19 protein-coding genes are annotated in these 18,284 nt (G+C 63.6%); 14 read left to right on the top strand and 5 right to left on the bottom strand.

What is annotated here, in order from left to right:
* Positions 1–118: 118 nt before the first annotated feature.
* Genes mpl through ACZ5M5_RS26975 form a run of 3 tightly spaced genes read left to right on the top strand, consistent with a single transcriptional unit; the run spans position 119 to position 2,389 of the window.
* Entirely contained in the window at positions 119–1,468 is a 1,350-nt protein-coding gene (mpl, locus tag ACZ5M5_RS26985) for a UDP-N-acetylmuramate:L-alanyl-gamma-D-glutamyl-meso-diaminopimelate ligase (RefSeq protein WP_192263507.1), read from the top strand.
* Positions 1,465–2,112: a flavin prenyltransferase UbiX gene (gene ubiX / locus ACZ5M5_RS26980; protein ID WP_060740467.1), complete on the top strand. Its 648-nt coding sequence runs from the start codon at positions 1,465–1,467 to the stop codon at positions 2,110–2,112. Before mpl ends, ubiX begins: the two co-directional genes overlap by 4 nt.
* On the top strand, positions 2,105–2,389 hold the full coding sequence (locus ACZ5M5_RS26975; protein ID WP_060740468.1) for a YceK/YidQ family lipoprotein: 285 nt from the start codon (positions 2,105–2,107) through the stop codon (positions 2,387–2,389). Before ubiX ends, ACZ5M5_RS26975 begins: the two co-directional genes overlap by 8 nt.
* A gap of 151 nt (positions 2,390–2,540) precedes the next feature.
* Here ACZ5M5_RS26975 and ACZ5M5_RS26970 read toward each other — a convergent pair whose 3' ends face one another.
* The 3 genes from ACZ5M5_RS26970 to ACZ5M5_RS26960 all read right to left on the bottom strand — a co-directional run bounded on the left by ACZ5M5_RS26970 (position 2,541) and on the right by ACZ5M5_RS26960 (position 5,486).
* The gene (locus tag ACZ5M5_RS26970) at positions 2,541–3,182 is read right to left on the bottom strand and encodes an oxidoreductase (RefSeq protein WP_060740469.1); all 642 of its coding nucleotides are present in this window, start codon (positions 3,180–3,182) and stop codon (positions 2,541–2,543) included.
* Between the two features lie 27 nt (positions 3,183–3,209).
* Complete coding sequence (locus ACZ5M5_RS26965) at positions 3,210–4,928, bottom strand: C13 family peptidase (RefSeq protein ID WP_060740470.1); 1,719 nt, start codon at positions 4,926–4,928, stop codon at positions 3,210–3,212.
* Between the two features lie 102 nt (positions 4,929–5,030).
* The gene (locus ACZ5M5_RS26960) at positions 5,031–5,486 is read right to left on the bottom strand and encodes a MaoC family dehydratase (protein WP_060740471.1); all 456 of its coding nucleotides are present in this window, start codon (positions 5,484–5,486) and stop codon (positions 5,031–5,033) included.
* A gap of 360 nt (positions 5,487–5,846) precedes the next feature.
* Here ACZ5M5_RS26960 and ACZ5M5_RS26955 point away from each other — a divergent pair, with 360 nt between their 5' ends.
* From ACZ5M5_RS26955 to ACZ5M5_RS26945, 3 genes are read left to right on the top strand one after another with little or no spacing between them, the layout of a single operon-like run.
* A complete protein-coding gene (locus tag ACZ5M5_RS26955) occupies positions 5,847–6,212 on the top strand; it encodes a CidA/LrgA family protein (RefSeq protein WP_192263513.1) in 366 nt (121 codons plus the stop codon).
* Positions 6,209–6,925 carry an LrgB family protein gene (locus tag ACZ5M5_RS26950; RefSeq protein WP_060740473.1) on the top strand — a complete coding sequence of 239 codons (717 nt, stop codon included), beginning with the start codon at positions 6,209–6,211 and terminating at the stop codon, positions 6,923–6,925. Before ACZ5M5_RS26955 ends, ACZ5M5_RS26950 begins: the two co-directional genes overlap by 4 nt.
* Before the next feature lie 10 nt (positions 6,926–6,935).
* Complete coding sequence (locus tag ACZ5M5_RS26945; RefSeq protein WP_060740474.1) at positions 6,936–7,526, top strand: LON peptidase substrate-binding domain-containing protein; 591 nt, start codon at positions 6,936–6,938, stop codon at positions 7,524–7,526.
* A 167-nt stretch (positions 7,527–7,693) separates the two neighbouring features.
* Here ACZ5M5_RS26945 and ACZ5M5_RS26940 read toward each other — a convergent pair whose 3' ends face one another.
* Both ACZ5M5_RS26940 and ACZ5M5_RS26935 read right to left on the bottom strand, forming a co-directional pair.
* Complete coding sequence (locus ACZ5M5_RS26940) at positions 7,694–9,010, bottom strand: bifunctional DedA family/phosphatase PAP2 family protein (RefSeq protein WP_464738211.1); 1,317 nt, start codon at positions 9,008–9,010, stop codon at positions 7,694–7,696.
* Positions 9,011–9,210: 200 nt separating this feature from the next.
* Positions 9,211–9,888, bottom strand: a complete 678-nt coding sequence (locus ACZ5M5_RS26935; protein WP_060740476.1) for a DNA-3-methyladenine glycosylase — start codon at positions 9,886–9,888, stop codon at positions 9,211–9,213.
* 196 nt (positions 9,889–10,084) lie between these two features.
* On the opposite strand from ACZ5M5_RS26935, the gene ACZ5M5_RS26930 reads away from it, so the two are divergent.
* The 8 genes from ACZ5M5_RS26930 (at position 10,085) to ACZ5M5_RS26895 (ending at position 18,165) form a co-directional block, all read left to right on the top strand.
* A complete protein-coding gene (locus tag ACZ5M5_RS26930) occupies positions 10,085–11,356 on the top strand; it encodes a glutamate-5-semialdehyde dehydrogenase (RefSeq protein WP_464738210.1) in 1,272 nt (423 codons plus the stop codon).
* 1 nt (position 11,357) lies between these two features.
* The gene (gene nadD, locus ACZ5M5_RS26925; RefSeq protein ID WP_072411928.1) at positions 11,358–12,044 is read left to right on the top strand and encodes a nicotinate-nucleotide adenylyltransferase; all 687 of its coding nucleotides are present in this window, start codon (positions 11,358–11,360) and stop codon (positions 12,042–12,044) included.
* A gap of 71 nt (positions 12,045–12,115) precedes the next feature.
* Positions 12,116–12,610: a ribosome silencing factor gene (gene rsfS, locus ACZ5M5_RS26920; protein ID WP_058543147.1), complete on the top strand. Its 495-nt coding sequence runs from the start codon at positions 12,116–12,118 to the stop codon at positions 12,608–12,610.
* 9 nt (positions 12,611–12,619) lie between these two features.
* Complete coding sequence (gene rlmH, locus ACZ5M5_RS26915; RefSeq protein WP_047229490.1) at positions 12,620–13,087, top strand: 23S rRNA (pseudouridine(1915)-N(3))-methyltransferase RlmH; 468 nt, start codon at positions 12,620–12,622, stop codon at positions 13,085–13,087.
* A gap of 9 nt (positions 13,088–13,096) precedes the next feature.
* The gene (gene mrdA, locus ACZ5M5_RS26910; protein ID WP_060740479.1) at positions 13,097–14,992 is read left to right on the top strand and encodes a penicillin-binding protein 2; all 1,896 of its coding nucleotides are present in this window, start codon (positions 13,097–13,099) and stop codon (positions 14,990–14,992) included.
* Positions 14,993–15,023: 31 nt separating this feature from the next.
* Positions 15,024–16,127: a rod shape-determining protein RodA gene (rodA, locus tag ACZ5M5_RS26905; RefSeq protein WP_060743125.1), complete on the top strand. Its 1,104-nt coding sequence runs from the start codon at positions 15,024–15,026 to the stop codon at positions 16,125–16,127.
* Between the two features lie 17 nt (positions 16,128–16,144).
* On the top strand, positions 16,145–17,155 hold the full coding sequence (gene mltB / locus ACZ5M5_RS26900; protein WP_060740480.1) for a lytic murein transglycosylase B: 1,011 nt from the start codon (positions 16,145–16,147) through the stop codon (positions 17,153–17,155).
* Positions 17,155–18,165, top strand: a complete 1,011-nt coding sequence (locus ACZ5M5_RS26895; protein ID WP_060740481.1) for a septal ring lytic transglycosylase RlpA family protein — start codon at positions 17,155–17,157, stop codon at positions 18,163–18,165. The genes mltB and ACZ5M5_RS26895 overlap by 1 nt, the downstream gene beginning before the upstream one ends.
* Positions 18,166–18,284 lie beyond the last annotated feature (119 nt).

Here is an 18,284-nt window from a genome sequence, read left to right as displayed (position 1 = left end):
TCGCGAGCAAGCTCGCTCCCACAGGGATTTGCGGTGTCCTGATGGCTGCCGTTCTAAACACAAGGTGCGATTTCCCCCTCCCTACGCTAACCTGCGGCCATGTTTTACGAGGTCGACTATGCACATCCATATTCTCGGTATTTGCGGCACTTTCATGGGTTCGATGGCGGTCCTGGCCAAGGAGCTGGGCCATCACGTGACCGGTTCCGACGCCAACGTCTATCCGCCGATGAGCACCCAGCTGGAAGCCCAGGGCATCGAACTGACCCAAGGCTACGACCCGGCGCAACTGGACCCGGCACCGGACCTGGTGGTCATCGGCAACGCCATGTCCCGGGGCAACCCGGCGGTGGAGTACGTGCTCAACAAAGGCCTGCCGTACGTGTCCGGGCCGCAGTGGCTGGCCGATCACGTGTTGCAGGGCCGTTGGGTCCTGGCCGTGGCCGGCACCCACGGCAAGACCACCACCAGCAGCATGCTCGCCTGGGTCCTGGAGCACGCGGGCATGAGCCCGGGTTTCCTGATCGGTGGCGTGCCGCAGAATTTCTCGGTGTCGGCGCGCCTGGGTGGCACGCCGTTCTTCGTGATCGAGGCGGACGAATACGACAGTGCGTTTTTCGATAAACGCTCGAAATTCGTCCACTACCGTCCACGCACGGCGATCCTCAACAACCTTGAGTTCGATCACGCCGACATCTTCCCCGACCTGGCGGCCATCGAACGGCAGTTCCACCATTTGGTGCGCATCATTCCGAGCGAAGGCCTGGTGATCCATCCGACCACCGAACCGGCCTTGCAGCGCGTCATTGAAATGGGCTGCTGGACCCCGGTGCAAACCACCGGTGCGGGCGGTCAATGGCAGGTGAAGTTGCTCAAGGATGACGGTTCGCAATTTGAAGTCATGTTCGAAGGCCAGTCCCAAGGCGTGGTCGAGTGGGACATGACCGGCCAGCACAACGTCGCCAACGCCCTGGCGACGTTGGCGGCGGCCCGGCATGTCGGCGTGGTGCCGTCCATGGGCATCGCCGCGTTGAGCGCGTTCAAGAGCGTGAAGCGGCGGATGGAGAAAGTCGCCGAGGTCAACGGCATCACCATTTATGACGACTTCGCTCACCACCCAACGGCCATCGCCACCACCCTCGACGGTTTGCGCAAGCGCATCGGCGAGGCGCCGCTGATCGCGATCATCGAGCCGCGCTCCAACTCCATGAAGCTCGGCGCTCACCGCGATGGCCTGCCGGAAAGCGTGGTCGATGCCGACCAGGTGATCTGGTACGCACCGGCCAACCTGGGCTGGGACCTCGGCGCCACCGCCGCGCTGTGCACGGTGCCGTCGATTGTCAGCGATTCCCTGGAAGGCATCATCGAGCGCGTGAAGAGCCAGGCCCAGCCCGGTACCCACGTGGTGATCATGAGCAACGGCGGCTTCGGCGGCCTGCATGGCAAGCTGGCCGAGGCACTGAAATGAACACGCGCTTGGAGAGCAATGGTCCCGAACGCATCACGCTGGCGATGACCGGTGCTTCCGGCGCCCAGTACGGCTTGCGCCTGCTCGATTGCCTGGTGCGCGAAGACCGCGAGGTGCACTTCCTGATCTCCAAGGCCGCGCAACTGGTGATGGCCACCGAGACCGACGTGACCCTGCCGGCCAAGACCCAGATGATGCAGGCCTTCCTCACCGAATACACCGGTGCGGCGGCGGGGCAGATTCGCGTGTATGGCAAGGAAGACTGGATGTCACCGGTGGCGTCGGGCTCCGGCGCGCCGGCGGCCATGGTGGTGGTGCCGTGCTCCACCGGGACGCTGTCGGCGATTGCCACCGGGGCCTGCAACAACCTGATCGAACGGGCGGCGGACGTCACGCTCAAGGAGCGCCGCCCGTTGATCCTGGTGCCGCGGGAAGCGCCGTACTCGAGCATTCACCTGGAGAACATGCTCAAGCTGTCGAACATGGGCGTGACCATCCTGCCGGCCTCGCCGGGTTTCTATCACCAGCCACAGACCATCGACGACCTGATCGATTTCGTCGTCGCGCGGATTCTCAATCTGCTGAACATCCCCCAGGACATGCTGCCGCGCTGGGGCGAGCATCATTTGAGCAGCGATGAATAAGCTGCTGATCGTGCTGCTGGCGCTGCAACTGACCGGCTGCGCCACCGCCCGCACCCTCGACGCGGCCAAGCCCGGTGCGCCGCTGGTGTACGCGGGCACGCGCCTGGATCTATACGCCCTCAACGGCGGATGCTGTGCCAAGGACCGCTTTGGGGCCGAGGCACCGAGCTATCCTGGCGTCGATCTGCCGGGCAGTGCGCTGCTGGATACCTTGTTGTTGCCGTTGTCGTTGTTCACAGCAATCGGCGTGGGGTTCCGAGCGACTGGGGGGATGTAGCAAACACCAGGATGGGGGCTCGGCTTTGGGGCGGTGGCGCGCCCATCGCGAGCAAGCTCGCTCCCACATTCGACCTCATTCTTCCTGACGAAACTCGGTCAACTGTGGGAGCGAGCTTGCTCGCGATGAGGTCCAGTCAGGCGCTGCAGAATCATTTCCCCAGCTTACGCAACTCATCCGACTCCACCACCCGCACCCCATCCTGCTCTTCCAGCGCCAGGCGCCACATGGCCCGGGCCAGTTGGCAGGCTTCGATGCCGTGGTACTTGCCTGGGATCAGCTTCGACAACGGCCCGGCCAGTTGCTCGGCCAGGCGCGGTTCGACGCGGTCGCCCAGCAGCAGGGAAGGGCGGCAGATGGTCAATTGCGGCCAGCCCTGGGTCTTGAGGGCCGCCTCCATCTCACCCTTGACCCGGTTGTAGAAGATCGATGACTTGGCGTCGGCTCCCAGGGCACTGATCACCACCAGGTGCCGCGCGCCCAGTTCCCGGGCGCGCTTGGCAAATGCCACCACCAGGTCCAGGTCCACCGCGCGAAAGGCTGCTTCGGAGCCGGCTTTCTTGAGGGTGGTGCCGAGGCAGCAAAAAGCGATGTCGACCTGGCCGCTGAGTTGAGGCAACACCTGGGCCGGTTCCCCCACCGGGTTTTTCAGGCGCGGGTGTTCGGCCAGCGGCCGGCGGGTGGGGGCCAGGACCCGGGTGATGGTCGGCTCGTTGAGCAGCCGGTCCAGTAGATGTTCCCCGGTCAGCCCGGTGGCTCCGGCGAGCAAAACATGCTGAGGCGTCAAGTACATAGTGTTTCCCCCTTGATACGGTTCAGCTTAGTTGCTCTTTGTGGCCTCGTCGTTCAATGCAGTACTTTGCAATGCTTTCCGGGCCTGCTGTTTGCGCAGCAGTTGCCAGTGGGAAAGGACTGTCCTTGGCGCCCACATCTGCGGTTCGGAGGCTTCGAAATTGTCTGCCTGTTCCCGTTCGGCCACGGTGGCCTTGGCCCGCTTGAAAGCCTGTTCCAGGTCGTCGGTTTGGTTCAATGCCTGGGCGAACAGCGCGTCGCCGAAGTAGGTGAAGTTGGCTTCCTCGGAGCAGCCGAAGGACACCCGGTCGGCCCGGGAAGCGGTCATGATCAAGGTGCGTTCATCCTTGAGCGCCGGGATGAAGCCGCCGGAGTAGCAGGCCGAGATCACCACGATCTTGTCGCGGTTCTTCAGCGGCGCCAGGACCACGGCCAGTTCATCGGCGGGCAGGTCGGCGAGTTCCATGCGCGGCTGGTCGAGCACCAGTTCATGCTCGCTGGTGCCGTGGCTGGTCAGGTAGATGAAAATCAGGTCTTCCGGGCCGCTGCGCTCGGCCAGGGTCGCGGCGGCGCGGCGCAGGCTTTCGCGGCTGGCCATGGGCCGGTCGCCGAGGTGATCGCGGTGGTTCACCAGGCGGATCTGCCCGAACGCGCCGAAACGGCTGGTGAGCATGTTGGCGACATAGTCGGATTCGCGCAGGAACACGCTTTGCTTGCCGTCGCCGCCCAGGGTCAGGCTGTACAGCTCCACCGCCGGGGTCGAGGCCGGGATGTTGGCCAGGGCCTCCTCCAGCAGGCGGCCCTGGGCCAGCAGGCCAAGTTCGAGCACATCCGGCAACAGCCTGCCGTCCGCGTCGCGCACCCGTTGGCCGTTGGCCCAGGTGCCGCTTTGCACGGTGCCATCGGTGAGCACCAGGGTGCCGTGTCCGTGGTAGCTGTCGCTTTCGAACTGGCCGATGTAGAAACTGCCGTCGGGCAGGTTCAGGCGGCCCTGGCCGGTAAAGCGCCAATCGTTGAATTGACCGAGGTAGTGGCTGCCGTCGGCGCCGATCAGTTCGCCCTTGCCGGTCAGCGCGCCGTCCTTGAACCGGCCGATCCAGACATCGCCGTCGGCATTTTCGTAGCGACCGCGACCGTTGAGCTGGTTGTTCCTGAAACCGCCGATGTAGACATCGCCATCGGCGCTGTTGAAGGTGCCCTTGCCCTGCAGTTGCCCGTCGACAAAATGGCCGGTGAACTGGTTGCCGCTGGCGTCGAAGCGCTGGCCTTCACCGTTGGGCTTGCCGTTGACGAAGGGGCCTTGGTACTGGCTGCCGTCGTCGAGTTCCAGGCGCCCGAGACCGGAATAGCGGTCGGCCTTGAACTCGCCCCGGTAGGTCATGCCGTTTTCCTTGAGCGTCCCTTCACCGTCCCGTCGCCCCAGCTTGAAGCCGCCGGTGTAGCTGCTGGAGGGTGTGGTCAGGCTGCCCTGGCCGTGGAACAGGCCCTGGTGGAACTGGCCGCGATAGACCTCGCCATTGCTGCCGTGCCATTCCCCGGTGCCGTGCCACTGGCCCTTGTCGAACTGCCCGGCATACCAGCTGCCGTTGGGGTAGTCGATGCGCCCCTGGCCTTGCAGCAGCCCGTCCACCAGGTCGCCGCGATAGCGGCCGCCGTCGGGCAGGCGCGCGTCGGGCGGCAGCGGCGATTCGCCGCCGCCACAGGCGGTGAGCAACAGGGTCAGGGTCAGTGGGACGAATAAGCGCATAACCGGATCCAGATCATCAAGCCACGAGTATGCCGCAGCTAGCCCCCCTGGACATAGGGAAGCGATGCGAAACTGCACGAGCGGTTTCGCGACCGCGCAGGTTTACACGAAGCAGAGCGACAGCGGCTCGGCGATGTAGGCCGGTTTTTCCGAACCTTCGATTTCCAGCGTGGCGGTGGCCTTGAGCAGCCATTGGCCAGGTTTTTTCTCGGTGGCGTCCACCAGGTCGACCTTGAGCCGGACCTTGGAATCGACCTTCACCGGTTGGATGAAGCGCACGCTGTCCAGGCCGTAGTTGACGACCATCTTCACGCCTTCGGGCAGGATCAGGATGTCTTCCATCAGCTTGGGCATCAGCGACAGCGACAGGAAACCGTGGGCGATGGTGCTGCCAAACGGGGTCTGCGCGGCCTTGACCGGGTCGACGTGGATGAACTGAAAGTCGCCAGTGGCTTCGGCGAACAGGTTGATGCGCGCCTGATCTATCGTGAGCCATTCGGAACGTCCAAGTTCCTTGCCGACATAATCTTTGAGCGCTGCAACGGGGACGTAGGGCATTGAGACTCTCCTTGGGTTCATCGGTTTTACTTTTTCTGGAGCGGGGATTGGCGTCCCCGAAAAACCACTGTAGATCAACATGGCGTGCAAGTAAGGTCACTGAACATGCTTTTTACGAATGCCGACCCATAGCGCGGGCATGCTTATAATGCCGGCGCATTCTTTGCAATTCCGTTCATTTAACGTGTGCGTTTGATTCCGTGGCGAGGGAGCTTGCTCCCGCTTGAGTGCGAAGCGCTCATGAAATGGGGCCGCTGCGCAGCCCAGCGGGAGCAAGCTCCCTCGTCACACAATCACGCCGCTCGCTTGAGTGAACCGAATTGGCGCGTTCATTGGGGCTGTTGCAGGGGGAGAGAGCGGATGTTGCTACGGGGCCTGACCTGGCTGGTGTTTTTTCAATTGCTGGGCACTGCGATCAATCATGTGTTCTTGCCGGTGCTGCCGGGGCCGATCATTGGCCTGCTGTTGCTGCTGGGCTATCTGGTGATGCGCGGTGAAGTCAGCGAACCGTTGAACCTGGCCGCCAGTAGCCTGCTGCGTTACCTGCCCTTGCTGCTGGTGCCGCCGGCGGTGGGGGTGATGGTCTATGCCGGGGCGATTGCCGCCGATTTCTGGGCCATCGTTGGCGCGTTGACCTTGTCCCTGGTGCTGTCCGTGGCGCTGACGGGCGTGCTGATGCAGCGCCTGGCCCGCCGTCACGTCGCCGCCCCGGAGGACAGCCAATGATGCTCGACTGGCAGGGCGCCTGGACCTCGGTGATCCACCATCCGCTGTTCGGCATCGGCATTACCCTGGGTGCCTATCAGTTGGTGTTGGCGGCGTTCGAAAAGACCCGCTGGGTGTTCCTGCAACCGGTGTTGATGTCGATGGTGCTGTTGATCGGTGTGTTGGTCGGCTGCGGCATCGGCTATGCCGAGTACCGCAAGAGCACCGAGATCCTCAGCATTCTGCTGGGCCCGGCCACGGTCGCCCTGGCGGTGCCGCTGTATTTGAACCTGCGACGGATCCGGCAGTTGTTCTGGCCGATTTTTACTACGCTGGTGATAGCCGGGGTGTTTGCCACGGGCTCTGCGGTGGTGTTGGGCTGGGCCTTTGGCGCCGAGCACATGATCCTGATGACCATGGCGCCCAAGTCCGTGACTTCACCGATCGCCATGCTGGTGGCCGAGCAGATCGGCGGCGTGGCGGCCATGGCGGCGGTGTTCGTGTTGATCACCGGTGTACTCGGGGCGATCCTCGGTCCGAGTATTCTGACCCGGTTGGGGGTCCATAGCCCCGAGGCCCGGGGCATGGCCCTGGGGCTGGCGGCCCATGCGGTGGGCACGTCGGTGGCGTTGCAGGAAAGCGAGGAGTCGGGTGCCTTTGCGGCGCTGGCGATGAGTCTGATGGGCGTGGCCACGGCGGTGCTATTGCCGTTGGTGGTGTCGATGACCGTTTAAGGATCTGGTTATGAGCTTGCCGCTTTTCCCGTTGAACACTGTGCTGTTCCCCGGTTGCATCCTCGACTTGCAGATTTTCGAGGCGCGTTACCTCGACATGATTGGGCGCTGCATGAAAAAGGGCGAAGGCTTCGGCGTGGTGTGCATCCTCGATGGCGAGGAAGTCGGGCACGCGCCTGAAGGCTTCGCGCGGGTCGGTTGTGAAGCGCGCATCACCGATTTTTCCCAGCAGGACAATGGTCTGCTGGGCATTCGCGTGGAGGGTGGGCGGCGCTTTATCGTCCATGGCACCAGCGTCCAGGCGGATCAACTGATGGTCGCTGAAGTCGAGTGGCTGGAGGAGGAGCCGGAGCAACCGCTGCAAGAGGAAGACGCTGACCTGGTGGCGCTGCTCAAGGCCCTGGCCGAGCACCCGATGGTCGAGGCCCTGAACATGGGCACCGAAGCGACCGGCCAGCAATCGCTGGCCAATCAACTGGCTTACCTGCTGCCGTTCAATGAGCTGGACAAGATCGACCTGCTGCAACTCGACGACCCGCAACAGCGCCTGGATGCGATCCAGGCGTTGCTCGATGAGCTGCAGGGCGAACTCTTCGCCTGACACCACAACAGCACTGATCCCCTGTGGGAGCGAGCTTGCTCGCGATAGCGGAGGGTCAGCTTGCATCAATGGTGAATGTGCTGCCGTCATCGCGAGCAAGCTCGCTCCCACAGTGGTTTCGAGCTGCGCCAGGAATCTCCTGTGGGAGCGAGCTTGCTCGCGATTGCTCAATAGGCATACCGCAACATCGCATGGGGCAAATGCCGCAGCGCGAAGAAGCTGAACACCGCCACCAGCGCCGGCAGAATCAACCACCAGACTTTCGGTGGCATGGCCGGCAGGGGGCTCTGGCGCTGGCTCAGCCACAGGGCGGCGGCACAGATGCTGGCGGCCAGCATGGCGCCGGCGACGATGTCGCTCGGCCAATGGGCGCCCAGGTAGACCCGCGACAGGGCGATGGCCAGCGCCGGCAAGCAGCCCAGCAGCAGCCAGGTCAGGCGCAGGCGTGGCGGTTGACCGCGGCCGGCCAGGACGGCCAGGGTCAGGAACAGCGCGAACGCCCCGGAGGAATGGCCGCTGGGCATGCTGTAGCTGGTCAACGGGTCGGTGAGGATTTCCGGGCGCATCCGGGCAAAGAAGTGTTTGCTGCCGGTATTGGCCAGGGCGGTGACCAGCATCGTGCCCCCGGCAAAGATTGCCTGCCGCCATTGCCGTGCCAACAGCAGCAACCCGGTCAGCAGGCTGCAGACAATCAACATGTAGCGGAATTCGCCGATCAACGTGAAGGTCACGGCGATTTCATCCAGCGTCGGGCTGCGATGCTCCTGGACCAGGGCCATCAAGCCCTGGTCGAACGCCGTCAGGTAACGAAAGCCGATGAACAGGCCGATCAGGATCACCAGGCCGATGCCGGCGATCAGCGCCGTGGCATGGCGATGGCGACGCAGGGTGCTGTTGACGCTCAGCCCGATCATCACCGCGATACTGCCGATGACCACGCCGGCCTGTGGCCAGAACCCTTCGGGCAATGGCAGGCGGAATGCCGCCCCGGTGGCCCAGCCCGGCAACAGGTAGGCCACGGTCCAGCCCGCCGCGGCCAACACGCTGACGGCGGCGAAGCGCGGGAACGGCATGTCGCACATCCCGGCCACCATCGGCAACATGGGCCGTAGCGGGCCGATAAAACGCCCCACCAGCAGGCTGGCGATGCCGTAGCGCTGGAAATAGTTTTCCGCGGCGCTCATCCACTCGGGGTGATGGCGCAGCCCGGGTAGGCGGCGGATGTTCTGGTGGAAGTGCCGGCCAAGGAAATACGACACCACGTCCCCCAGCAAGCCGCCGAGCAGGCCCAGCAGCAACGTCTCGCCCAGGGACAACGCGCCGCTGCCGGCCAGCACCGCGATGGCAAACAACAGCACCGTACCCGGCACGATCAGGCCGGCAATGGCCAGGCATTCCACGCAGGCGACGATGAACACCGCCACCGCCAGCCATTGCGGGTTGACGGTCAGCCAGCCGGTGATGCTATCGAGCCATGGGCCCATAAGGACAACTCCATTGAATATTAGTGATTGGCATGCACCGAACCCCCTGTGGGATTCTGTTGCGAACACAAAGCCTGTGGCCACTGAAGATCAACTGTGGGAGCGAGCTTGCTCGCGATTGCGGTGTTTCAGTCAACATCAATTCTGCTGACCCGACGCTATCGCGAGCAAGCTCGCTCCCACAGGGTTGTGCGGTGTGTTCATGAAAGCAAAAAATAATCACGCCCTTCGACCTGCCCCCGTCGCAGCGGGTTACGGGTGCACCACGGTGCGTAGGCGGCATCGACGAAGCGATAGAGCAGGTGTTCATCCCGTCCCAATGGAATACCCAGGCGGGTGGTCTGGATCGCGTTGACCGTTGGCACGTCCACATCTTCCACCAGCAAGCGCTCGGGGTCGAAGCGCTTGGCGTCCCAGTCCGGCACTTTCAGCCCCAAAGCTTTGCACAACAGGGTCTGGCCGGCACAGAGTTTTTGCGGTGTGCGCGGCCGGCCTTGGGCGTCGGGGTTGTTCAATAGCATCTGCGCCAGGCTCGCCGGCCCGGAAAGGGTATCGACCCACGGGTAGGCCGATTTGATCAGCACTGCATTGCCGGGACCCTGGGCGCTGAAGTTCAGCGAATCGCCGCCCCGGGCGTAGTACATATAGATGTGCCCGCCATCCAGAAACAAAGCCTTACGTTTTTCCGTGTAGCCCAGCGAGGCGTGGCTGCCTTTTTCGGCAAAGTAATACGCCTCGGTCTCGATGATCCGCGCGCTGAGCCACAGGTCGCCGACCTTGTGACGAATGACTTTGCCCAGCAGGTCTTTGGCAAGGACCTGGGCGTCGCGGTCGAAAAAGGCGTGGGGCAGGGCGTTGGGCGATGGCAAATCGGTCATGGCGATAGACGAAGTGAGGCCAAAGGAAGCGCGATGATAGCAATGGAAAGCTTAATCACCGCTGAACACTCGCTTCAACCGGCTGTTTACGCCTGTTTTACTTCTCCGCCGGTCACCACTGCGAGTCCATGCTGTTAGTCGAGGGTTACGACAGCTATAATCTGCCGCTTTCCCCATCGCCAAGACCACACAGACCATGACTGAGTCCGTTCTTGACTACATGACCCGCCTGGGTCGCGCCGCTCGCGAAGCGTCGCGCATCATCGGCCGGGCCAGCACCGCGCAGAAAAACCGCGCCTTGCAGGCCGCCGCCAATGCGCTGGACGCTGCGCGCGCCGAGTTGTCCGCTGCCAACGAGCTGGACCTGGCCGCCGGCCGGGCCAATGGCCTCGAACCGGCCATGCTCGAGCGCCTGGCGCTGACCCCGGCCCGCATCGACGGCATGATCGTCGGTCTGCGCCAGGTCGCGGCCCTGCCGGACCCGGTCGGGGCGATCCGCGACATGAGCTACCGCCCGTCGGGCATCCAGGTCGGCAAGATGCGCGTGCCCCTGGGCGTGGTCGGGATCATCTACGAGTCGCGGCCGAACGTGACCATCGACGCCGCGAGCCTGTGCCTGAAGTCGGGGAACGCGACCATCCTGCGCGGCGGTTCCGAGGCTATCCATTCCAACCGTGCCATTGCCGCCTGCATCCAGCGCGGCCTGGCCGAGGCCGATCTGCCGGCGGCCGTGGTGCAAGTGGTGGAAACCACCGACCGCGCCGCAGTCGGCGCCCTGATCACCATGCCCGAGTTCGTCGATGTCATCGTGCCACGTGGCGGCAAAGGCCTGATCGAACGGGTCAGCCGTGACGCCCGCGTGCCGGTGATCAAGCATCTGGACGGTATCTGCCACGTCTACGTCAGTACCCACGCCGAATTGCCGAAGGCCCAGCGCATCGCCTTCAACGCCAAGACCTACCGCTACGGTATCTGCGGCGCGATGGAAACCCTGCTGGTGGACCAGGCCGTTGCCCAGGACTTCCTGCCGTCGATGGCCGCCCAGTTCCGCGAAAAAGGCGTCGAACTGCGCGGTTGCGAGCGCACCCGGGCGATCATCGAGGCCGTTGCGGCCACGCAAGAAGACTGGGACACCGAGTACCTGGCGCCGATCTTGTCGATCCGCGTGGTCGACGGGCTGGACCAGGCCATCGAACACATCAACCGCCACGGCTCGCACCACACCGACTCCATCGTCAGTGAGCACCAGGGCGAAACCCGGCGTTTCGTGGCCGAAGTGGATTCGGCGTCGGTGATGATCAACACCCCGACCTGCTTCGCCGACGGCTTTGAATACGGATTGGGTGCCGAGATCGGCATTTCTACTGATAAGCTGCACGCCCGCGGCCCGGTGGGCCTCGAAGGCCTGACCTGCGAGAAGTACATTGTGGTCGGTGACGGCCAGTTGCGCGGACAGGAGCCGGTCTGACTTGGGCGACCTCGACCCGTCAGCCGCTGTGACGACGACAACTCCGCCCCGGCGCATCGGTATCCTGGGCGGCACGTTCGACCCGGTGCACATCGGCCATTTGCGCGGTGCGCTGGAAGTCGCCGACGCCCTGGCCCTCGATGAGCTACGCCTGACGCCCAGCGCCAGGCCGCCTCACCGGGACACGCCACAGGTGTCGGCGCAGGACCGTCTGGCGATGGTCGAGTGCGCGGTGGCCGGTGTGGCACCGCTGGTGGTGGATGCCCGCGAATTGCAGCGGGACAAACCGTCCTACACCATTGATACCCTGGAGCTGATGCGCGCCGAACTGGCCGTTGATGCCCAGGTTTTTCTGCTTCTGGGCTGGGACGCATTTTGCGGCCTGCCCACTTGGCATCGCTGGGAAGAGTTGCTCCAGCATTGCCACATCCTGGTGTTGCAACGCCCGGATGCCGACAGCGAGCCGCCGGATGCCTTGCGCAACCTGCTGGCGGCCCGCTCGGTGAGCGACCCGCTGGCCCTGAAAGGGCCGAGCGGACAGATTGCATTCGTCTGGCAGACGCCGCTCGCGGTATCCGCCACCCAGATCCGTCAACTGCTGGCCAGCGGTAAGTCGGTACGTTTCCTGGTGCCCGACGCGGTCCTGGCCTACATCGATGCGCACGGGCTTTACCGTGCGTCGAACTGAAAAAGGCGCGCTTCAAGGCACGTGAATGCGTGTAGCGAAGCGCCCGAACATACGAGCAAAACGAGTTTTATATGACTGACAAAGACGTAAACAAAGTAAAGCGCAAGGGCACGTTCAAGAGCGCCCCGCTGCCTGTAGAGGCACATACCGGCGTGGCGCTGGTCGGCGAAGAGCTGGTCAAGGTGGCCGTGGCGGCCCTGGAAGACGTCAAGGCCCAGGACATCCAGGTGATCGACGTTCGTGAAAAGCAAAGCATCACGGACTACATGATCATCGCCACCGGTACCTCGAACCGTCAGATTGGCGCGATGCTGGACAAGGTCCGCGAAGCGGTCAAGGCCCAGGGCGTCAAGCCGCTGGGTGAAGAAGGCAAGGGCGACAGCGACTGGGTGCTGTTGGACATGGACGATGTCATCGTGCACATGATGACCGCCTCGGCACGTCAGTTCTACGACCTGGAGCGCCTGTGGGCCGGTGCCGAGCAGAGCCGTTCGGCCAGCGCCGCGCACCACAGCCCGGAAAACCCCCATGAGCACTTCACCAAGCTCAACAAAGACCAGCAATAAGGGACCGCTGTGCGACTGCGCCTGATCGCCGTCGGTTCTCGCATGCCCAAGTGGGTGGAAGAAGGCTGGCATGAATATGCCAAGCGTCTTCCCTCCGAGTTGGCCCTGGAACTGGTGGAAATTCCGCTCAACACCCGTGGCAAGAACGCCGACGTGGCGCGTTTCATCCGCCAGGAAGGCGAAGCCATGCTGGCCAAGGTTGGACCGAACGAGCGCATCGTCACCCTCGAAGTCCATGGCAAGCCCTGGAGCACCGAGCAGTTGGCGGTGGAACTCGATCGCTGGCGGTTGGACGCACGCACGGTCAACTTCATGGTCGGCGGCCCGGAAGGGCTGGCGCCGGAAGTCTGTGCCCGGGCCGATCAGCGCTGGTCGTTGTCGCCGTTGACGTTGCCGCACCCGCTGGTGCGGATCCTGATCGGCGAACAGTTGTATCGTGCCTGGACAGTCCTGTCCGGGCACCCTTACCACAAGTAATCCTGCCCCATGCCCCAGCCGATCCGCATCAAGGACCACGAAAAAGACGCCCGTCTGGTACGGGGCCGCGTCGTGTTCGGTGCTATTACGGTGGTGACGCTGATCGGCGTGCTGATTGCGCGCTTGTATTTCCTCCAGGTGATCCAGTACGAGTACCACTCCACCCTGTCGGAAAACAACCGGGTGCACGTGCAACCGATTCCGCCGACCCGTGGGCTGATCTTCGACCGCAACGGCGTGGTGGTGGCGGATAACCGGCCCAGCTTCAGCCTGAGCATGACCCGCGAGCGCTCCGGTGACTGGCAGCAGGTGCTCGACGTGATCGTCGAAGTGCTGCAACTGACGCCCGAGGACCGGGCGATCTTCGAGAAGCGCATGCGCCAGGGCCGACGGCCGTTCGAGCCGGTGCCGATCCTGTTCGAGCTGACCGAAGAGCAGATCGCCCTGATCGCCGTGAACCAGTTCCGCCTGCCCGGCGTCGAGGTGGTGGCGCAGTTGGTGCGGCATTATCCCCAGGGGCCGCATTTCGCCCACTCGGTCGGCTACATGGGGCGGATCAACGAGAAAGAGCTCAAGACCCTCGATCCGGTCAATTACAGCGGCACCCACCACATCGGCAAGACGGGTATCGAGCGCTTCTACGAGCCCGAACTGCATGGCCAGGTGGGTTACGAGGAAGTCGAGACCAACGCTCGCGGTCGCGTATTGCGGGTGCTCAAGCGCACCGATCCGATCCCCGGCAAGGACATCGTCCTGAGCCTGGACATCAAGCTGCAAGAGGCCGCCGAAGCAGCGCTGGGCGGACGGCGCGGCGCGGTGGTGGCGCTGGACCCGAACACCGGCGAAGTGCTGGCGATGGTCAGCCAACCGAGTTTCGACCCGAACCTGTTCGTCACCGGCATCAGCTTCAAGGCCTATGCCGAGTTGCGGGATTCCATCGACCGGCCGCTGTTCAACCGTGTGCTGCGCGGCCTGTATCCGCCGGGCTCGACCATCAAGCCGGCCGTGGCGATTGCCGGGTTGGACTCCGGCGTGGTGACCGCTTCGAGCCGGGTCTACGACCCGGGTTATTACCAGTTGCCGAACTATGACCACAAGTACCGCAACTGGAACCGTACCGGCGACGGTTATGTGGACCTGGAAACGGCGATCATGCGTTCCAACGACACCTACTTCTATGACCTGGCCCACAAGCTGGGGATCGATCGGTTGTCGTCCTACATGAACAAGTTCGGTCTCGGCCAGAAAGTCTCCCTGGACATGTTCGAGGAATCCCCCGGCCTGATGCCTTCGCGCGAATGGAAGCGGGCGACCCGGCGCCAGGCCTGGTTCCCCGGCGAAACCCTGATCCTGGGGATCGGCCAGGGCTACATGCAGGCCACGCCACTGCAGTTGGCCCAGGCCACGGCGCTGGTGGCGAGCAAGGGCAAGTGGTATCGCCCGCACCTGGCCAAGACCATCGAAGGCCAGAAGCCGGTGGACCCGGACCCGATGCCGGACATCATCCTGCGCAACCCGTCGGATTGGCAGAAGGTCAACAACGGCATGCAGCAGGTGATGCACGGCGCCCGCGGCACCGCCCGCAAGGCGTCCATCGGTGCGCAATACCGGATTGCCGGCAAGAGTGGTACGGCCCAGGTCGTCGCCATCAAGCAGGGCGAGAAGTACGACCGCTCCAAGGTCCAGGAACGCCACCGCGACCACGCCTTGTTCGTCGGTTTCGCGCCGGCCGACAACCCGAAGATCGTCGTGGCGGTCATGGTCGAGAACGGCGAGTCGGGTTCCGGCGTCGCCGCGCCGGTGGTGCGCCAGATCATGGACGCCTGGCTGCTGGATGAGCACGGCCAGCTCAAGCCTGAATACGCGAGCCCCATCACTGCGGAGGCTACGGCCCGTGAAGAATAATTTCGACCGGATCCTCTCCAGCGAAGACGTGATGCGCCGTCGCGCCACCTTGTTGCAGCGCATGCACATCGATGGCCCGTTGCTGATCCTGCTGCTGACCCTGGCCGCCGGCAGCCTGTTCGTGCTGTATTCGGCCAGCGGCAAGAGCTGGGACCTGCTGGCCAAGCAGGCCACCTCGTTCGGCATCGGCCTGGTGTCGATGATCGTGATCGCCCAGCTCGAACCGCGGTTCATGGCGCGCTGGGTGCCACTGGCCTATGTGGTGGGGGTCTGCTTGCTGGTGGTGGTGGACATCATGGGCCACAACGCCATGGGCGCCACCCGCTGGATCAACATTCCCGGGGTGATCCGCTTCCAGCCTTCGGAATTCCTCAAGATCATCATGCCGGCGACCATCGCCTGGTACCTGGCCAAGCGTTCCCTGCCGCCGCAGCTCAAGCATGTGTGCATCAGCCTGTTGCTGATCGGCATCCCGTTCATCCTGATCGTCCGTCAGCCGGACCTCGGCACCTCGCTGCTGATCCTGGCCGGCGGCGCCTTCGTGCTGTTCATGGGCGGGCTGCGCTGGCGCTGGATCCTCAGCGTGATCGCCGCCGCCGTGCCGGTGTCGGTGGCCATGTGGTACTTCGTGATGCACGACTACCAGAAGCAGCGGGTGCTGACTTTTCTCGACCCGGAGAGCGATCCGCTGGGCACTGGCTGGAACATCATCCAGTCCAAGGCCGCCATCGGCTCCGGTGGGGTGTTCGGCAAGGGCTGGCTGATGGGCACCCAGTCGCACCTGGACTTTTTGCCGGAAAGCCACACCGACTTCATCATCGCCGTCATGGGCGAGGAGTTCGGCCTGGTGGGCATCTGCGTGTTGCTGCTGATCTATCTGCTGCTGATCGGCCGGGGGCTGGTGATCACCGCCCAGGCCCAGACGCTGTTTGGGAAATTGCTCGCGGGCAGCCTGACCATGACGTTTTTTGTTTATGTTTTCGTCAACATCGGTATGGTCAGTGGCCTGTTGCCGGTCGTGGGGGTGCCGTTGCCTTTCATTAGCTACGGAGGAACTTCGCTGGTGACCCTACTGTCAGCGTTTGGGGTTTTGATGTCGATTCATACGCATCGCAAGTGGATCGCGCAGGTTTGAATAAGGTGAAGAGTTCAATGCAAGCAATGCGCGGCTGGTCGACGCGATATGCGCCGTGGATCGGCCTGGTCGGCTTCCTGGGCAGTGCGTCGCAGGCCTTGGCTGGTGAATACGAAGGCTCGCCCCAGGTGGCCGAATTCGTCGGTGAGATGACCCGCGACTACGGTTTTGCCGGTGAGCAACTGATGGGGGTGTTTCGCGAGGCCGAACGCAAGCAGTCGATCCTCGATGCGATCTCCCGGCCCGCCGAGCGGGTCAAGCAGTGGAGCGAGTACCGGCCGATGTTCATCACCGAGGCGCGTATCGCCCGGGGCGTGGACTTCTGGCGCCAGCACGAGGCGGCCCTGGCCCGTGCCGAGCAGGAATACGGCGTGCCGGCCCAGGTCATCGTGTCGATCATTGGTGTCGAGACCTTCTTTGGCCGCAACACCGGGAATTTCCGGGTGATCGACGCGTTGTCGACCCTGGGCTTCGATTACCCGCCGCGTGCCGAGTTCTTCCGCAAGGAGCTGCGCGAGTTCCTGTTGCTGGCCCGTGAAGAGCAGGTCGATCCGTTGACCCTCAAGGGCTCCTATGCCGGGGCCATGGGCCTGCCGCAATTCATGCCCAGCAGTTTCCGCGCCTACGCGGTGGACTTCGACGGCGACGGCCACATCAATATCTGGACCAACCCGACCGATGCCATCGGCAGTGTCGCCAGCTATTTCAAGCGCCACGGCTGGGAAGCCGGCCAGCCGGTGGTCAGCCGTGCCGACGTGCGTGGCGAGCAAGTGGACGAGGGCCTGACCGAGGGCATCGAGCCGACGAAAACCGTCGGGGAGTTGCGGGCGTTGGGCTGGTCGAGTCATGATGCGCTGCGTGACGACATGCCGGTCACCGCGATGCGCCTGGAAGGCGAACAAGGCCCCGAATACTGGATGGGCCTGAAGAATTTCTACGCGATTACGCGTTATAACCGCAGCGTGATGTACGCCATGGCCGTATATCAACTGTCTGAAGAGCTGGTCAAAGCACGGGGCGTCAAATAATGCGGGCATTGCCTACCTATCAACCCCTGAAGCTCGTGGCGTTGGCCGCGCTGTCGCTGTTGGTCGTCAGTTGTTCGACCAGCCGCGCGCCGGCCCAGAAAAACACCACCGCCGTACGCGCGACGCCGGGCCTGGACATCAACCGGGCCCACAAGGACGGCGCGCCGTGGTGGGACGTGGATGTCTCGCGCATTCCCGACGCCACGCCGACCCTGCACACCGGTCCCTACAAGGCCAACCCGTACACGGTGCTGGGCAAGACCTATTTCCCGATGGCCGAGTCCAAGCGCTACGTGGCCTCGGGCACGGCGTCCTGGTACGGCACCAAGTTCCATGGCCAGAACACCGCCAATGGCGAGGTCTATGACCTGTATGGCATGAGCGCGGCCCACAAGACCCTGCCGCTGCCCAGCTATGTGCGGGTGACCAACCTGGACAACAACAAGAGCGTGATCCTGCGGGTCAATGACCGTGGGCCGTTCTATTCCGACCGCATCATCGACCTGTCGTATGCGGCGGCGAAAAAACTCGGTTACGCTGAAATCGGCACCGCCCGGGTCAAGGTCGAAGGCATCGACCCGCAGGAATGGTGGGCCCAACGTGGCCGTCCGGCGCCTTTGATGCTCAACGAGCCGAAAGTGGCGCAAAATGCCGCGCCAACCGTGACGGCGTCCACCGGCACGGTCGAGCAGTGGACACCACCGCCGCAGCAACACGCCGCGGCCGTGCTGCCCGTGCAGATCGATGCAAAAAAAAACGCTTCTGCAACAGCGTCTGGCCAGTTTCTGCAAGTGGGCGCGTTCGCCAACCCGGACGCTGCCGAACTGCTGAGGTCGAAGCTAAGCTCGATGGTGAGCGCCCCGGTGTTCATCAGCTCGATCGTGCGCAACCAGCAGACACTGCATCGGGTGCGCCTGGGGCCGATCGGTTCTCCGGGTGAAGTCCAGCAGGTGCAGAACAGTGTGCGCCTGGCCAATCTCGGTTCGCCGAGCCTGGTCACCGCTGAGTAATTGAATGAGGCCCGCTGGCGGTTGGAGCGGGTCAGGTTGTTGGCTCCATGAATAATAAAAGCCCGGCAAGGGCAGTGAGTGAGCAACTTAAATACGCGGCAGCTCGTTAGAAAGCTGCC

The sequence above is a fragment of the Pseudomonas sp. Van50 genome, assembly GCF_055390755.1.
This window is presented reverse-complemented; position numbering and strand designations above follow the sequence as displayed.

Coding starts and splice junctions, on each gene's coding strand:
- mpl (WP_192263507.1), top strand. CDS start 119: ATGCACATCCATATTCTCGGTATTTGCGGCACTTTCATGGGTTCGATG.
- ubiX (WP_060740467.1), top strand. CDS start 1,465: ATGAACACGCGCTTGGAGAGCAATGGTCCCGAACGCATCACGCTGGCG.
- ACZ5M5_RS26975 (WP_060740468.1), top strand. CDS start 2,105: ATGAATAAGCTGCTGATCGTGCTGCTGGCGCTGCAACTGACCGGCTGC.
- ACZ5M5_RS26970 (WP_060740469.1), bottom strand. CDS start 3,182: ATGTACTTGACGCCTCAGCATGTTTTGCTCGCCGGAGCCACCGGGCTG.
- ACZ5M5_RS26965 (WP_060740470.1), bottom strand. CDS start 4,928: ATGCGCTTATTCGTCCCACTGACCCTGACCCTGTTGCTCACCGCCTGT.
- ACZ5M5_RS26960 (WP_060740471.1), bottom strand. CDS start 5,486: ATGCCCTACGTCCCCGTTGCAGCGCTCAAAGATTATGTCGGCAAGGAA.
- ACZ5M5_RS26955 (WP_192263513.1), top strand. CDS start 5,847: ATGTTGCTACGGGGCCTGACCTGGCTGGTGTTTTTTCAATTGCTGGGC.
- ACZ5M5_RS26950 (WP_060740473.1), top strand. CDS start 6,209: ATGATGCTCGACTGGCAGGGCGCCTGGACCTCGGTGATCCACCATCCG.
- ACZ5M5_RS26945 (WP_060740474.1), top strand. CDS start 6,936: ATGAGCTTGCCGCTTTTCCCGTTGAACACTGTGCTGTTCCCCGGTTGC.
- ACZ5M5_RS26940 (WP_464738211.1), bottom strand. CDS start 9,010: ATGGGCCCATGGCTCGATAGCATCACCGGCTGGCTGACCGTCAACCCG.
- ACZ5M5_RS26935 (WP_060740476.1), bottom strand. CDS start 9,888: ATGACCGATTTGCCATCGCCCAACGCCCTGCCCCACGCCTTTTTCGAC.
- ACZ5M5_RS26930 (WP_464738210.1), top strand. CDS start 10,085: ATGACTGAGTCCGTTCTTGACTACATGACCCGCCTGGGTCGCGCCGCT.
- rsfS (WP_058543147.1), top strand. CDS start 12,116: ATGACTGACAAAGACGTAAACAAAGTAAAGCGCAAGGGCACGTTCAAG.
- mrdA (WP_060740479.1), top strand. CDS start 13,097: ATGCCCCAGCCGATCCGCATCAAGGACCACGAAAAAGACGCCCGTCTG.
- rodA (WP_060743125.1), top strand. CDS start 15,024: ATGCGCCGTCGCGCCACCTTGTTGCAGCGCATGCACATCGATGGCCCG.
- mltB (WP_060740480.1), top strand. CDS start 16,145: ATGCAAGCAATGCGCGGCTGGTCGACGCGATATGCGCCGTGGATCGGC.
- ACZ5M5_RS26895 (WP_060740481.1), top strand. CDS start 17,155: ATGCGGGCATTGCCTACCTATCAACCCCTGAAGCTCGTGGCGTTGGCC.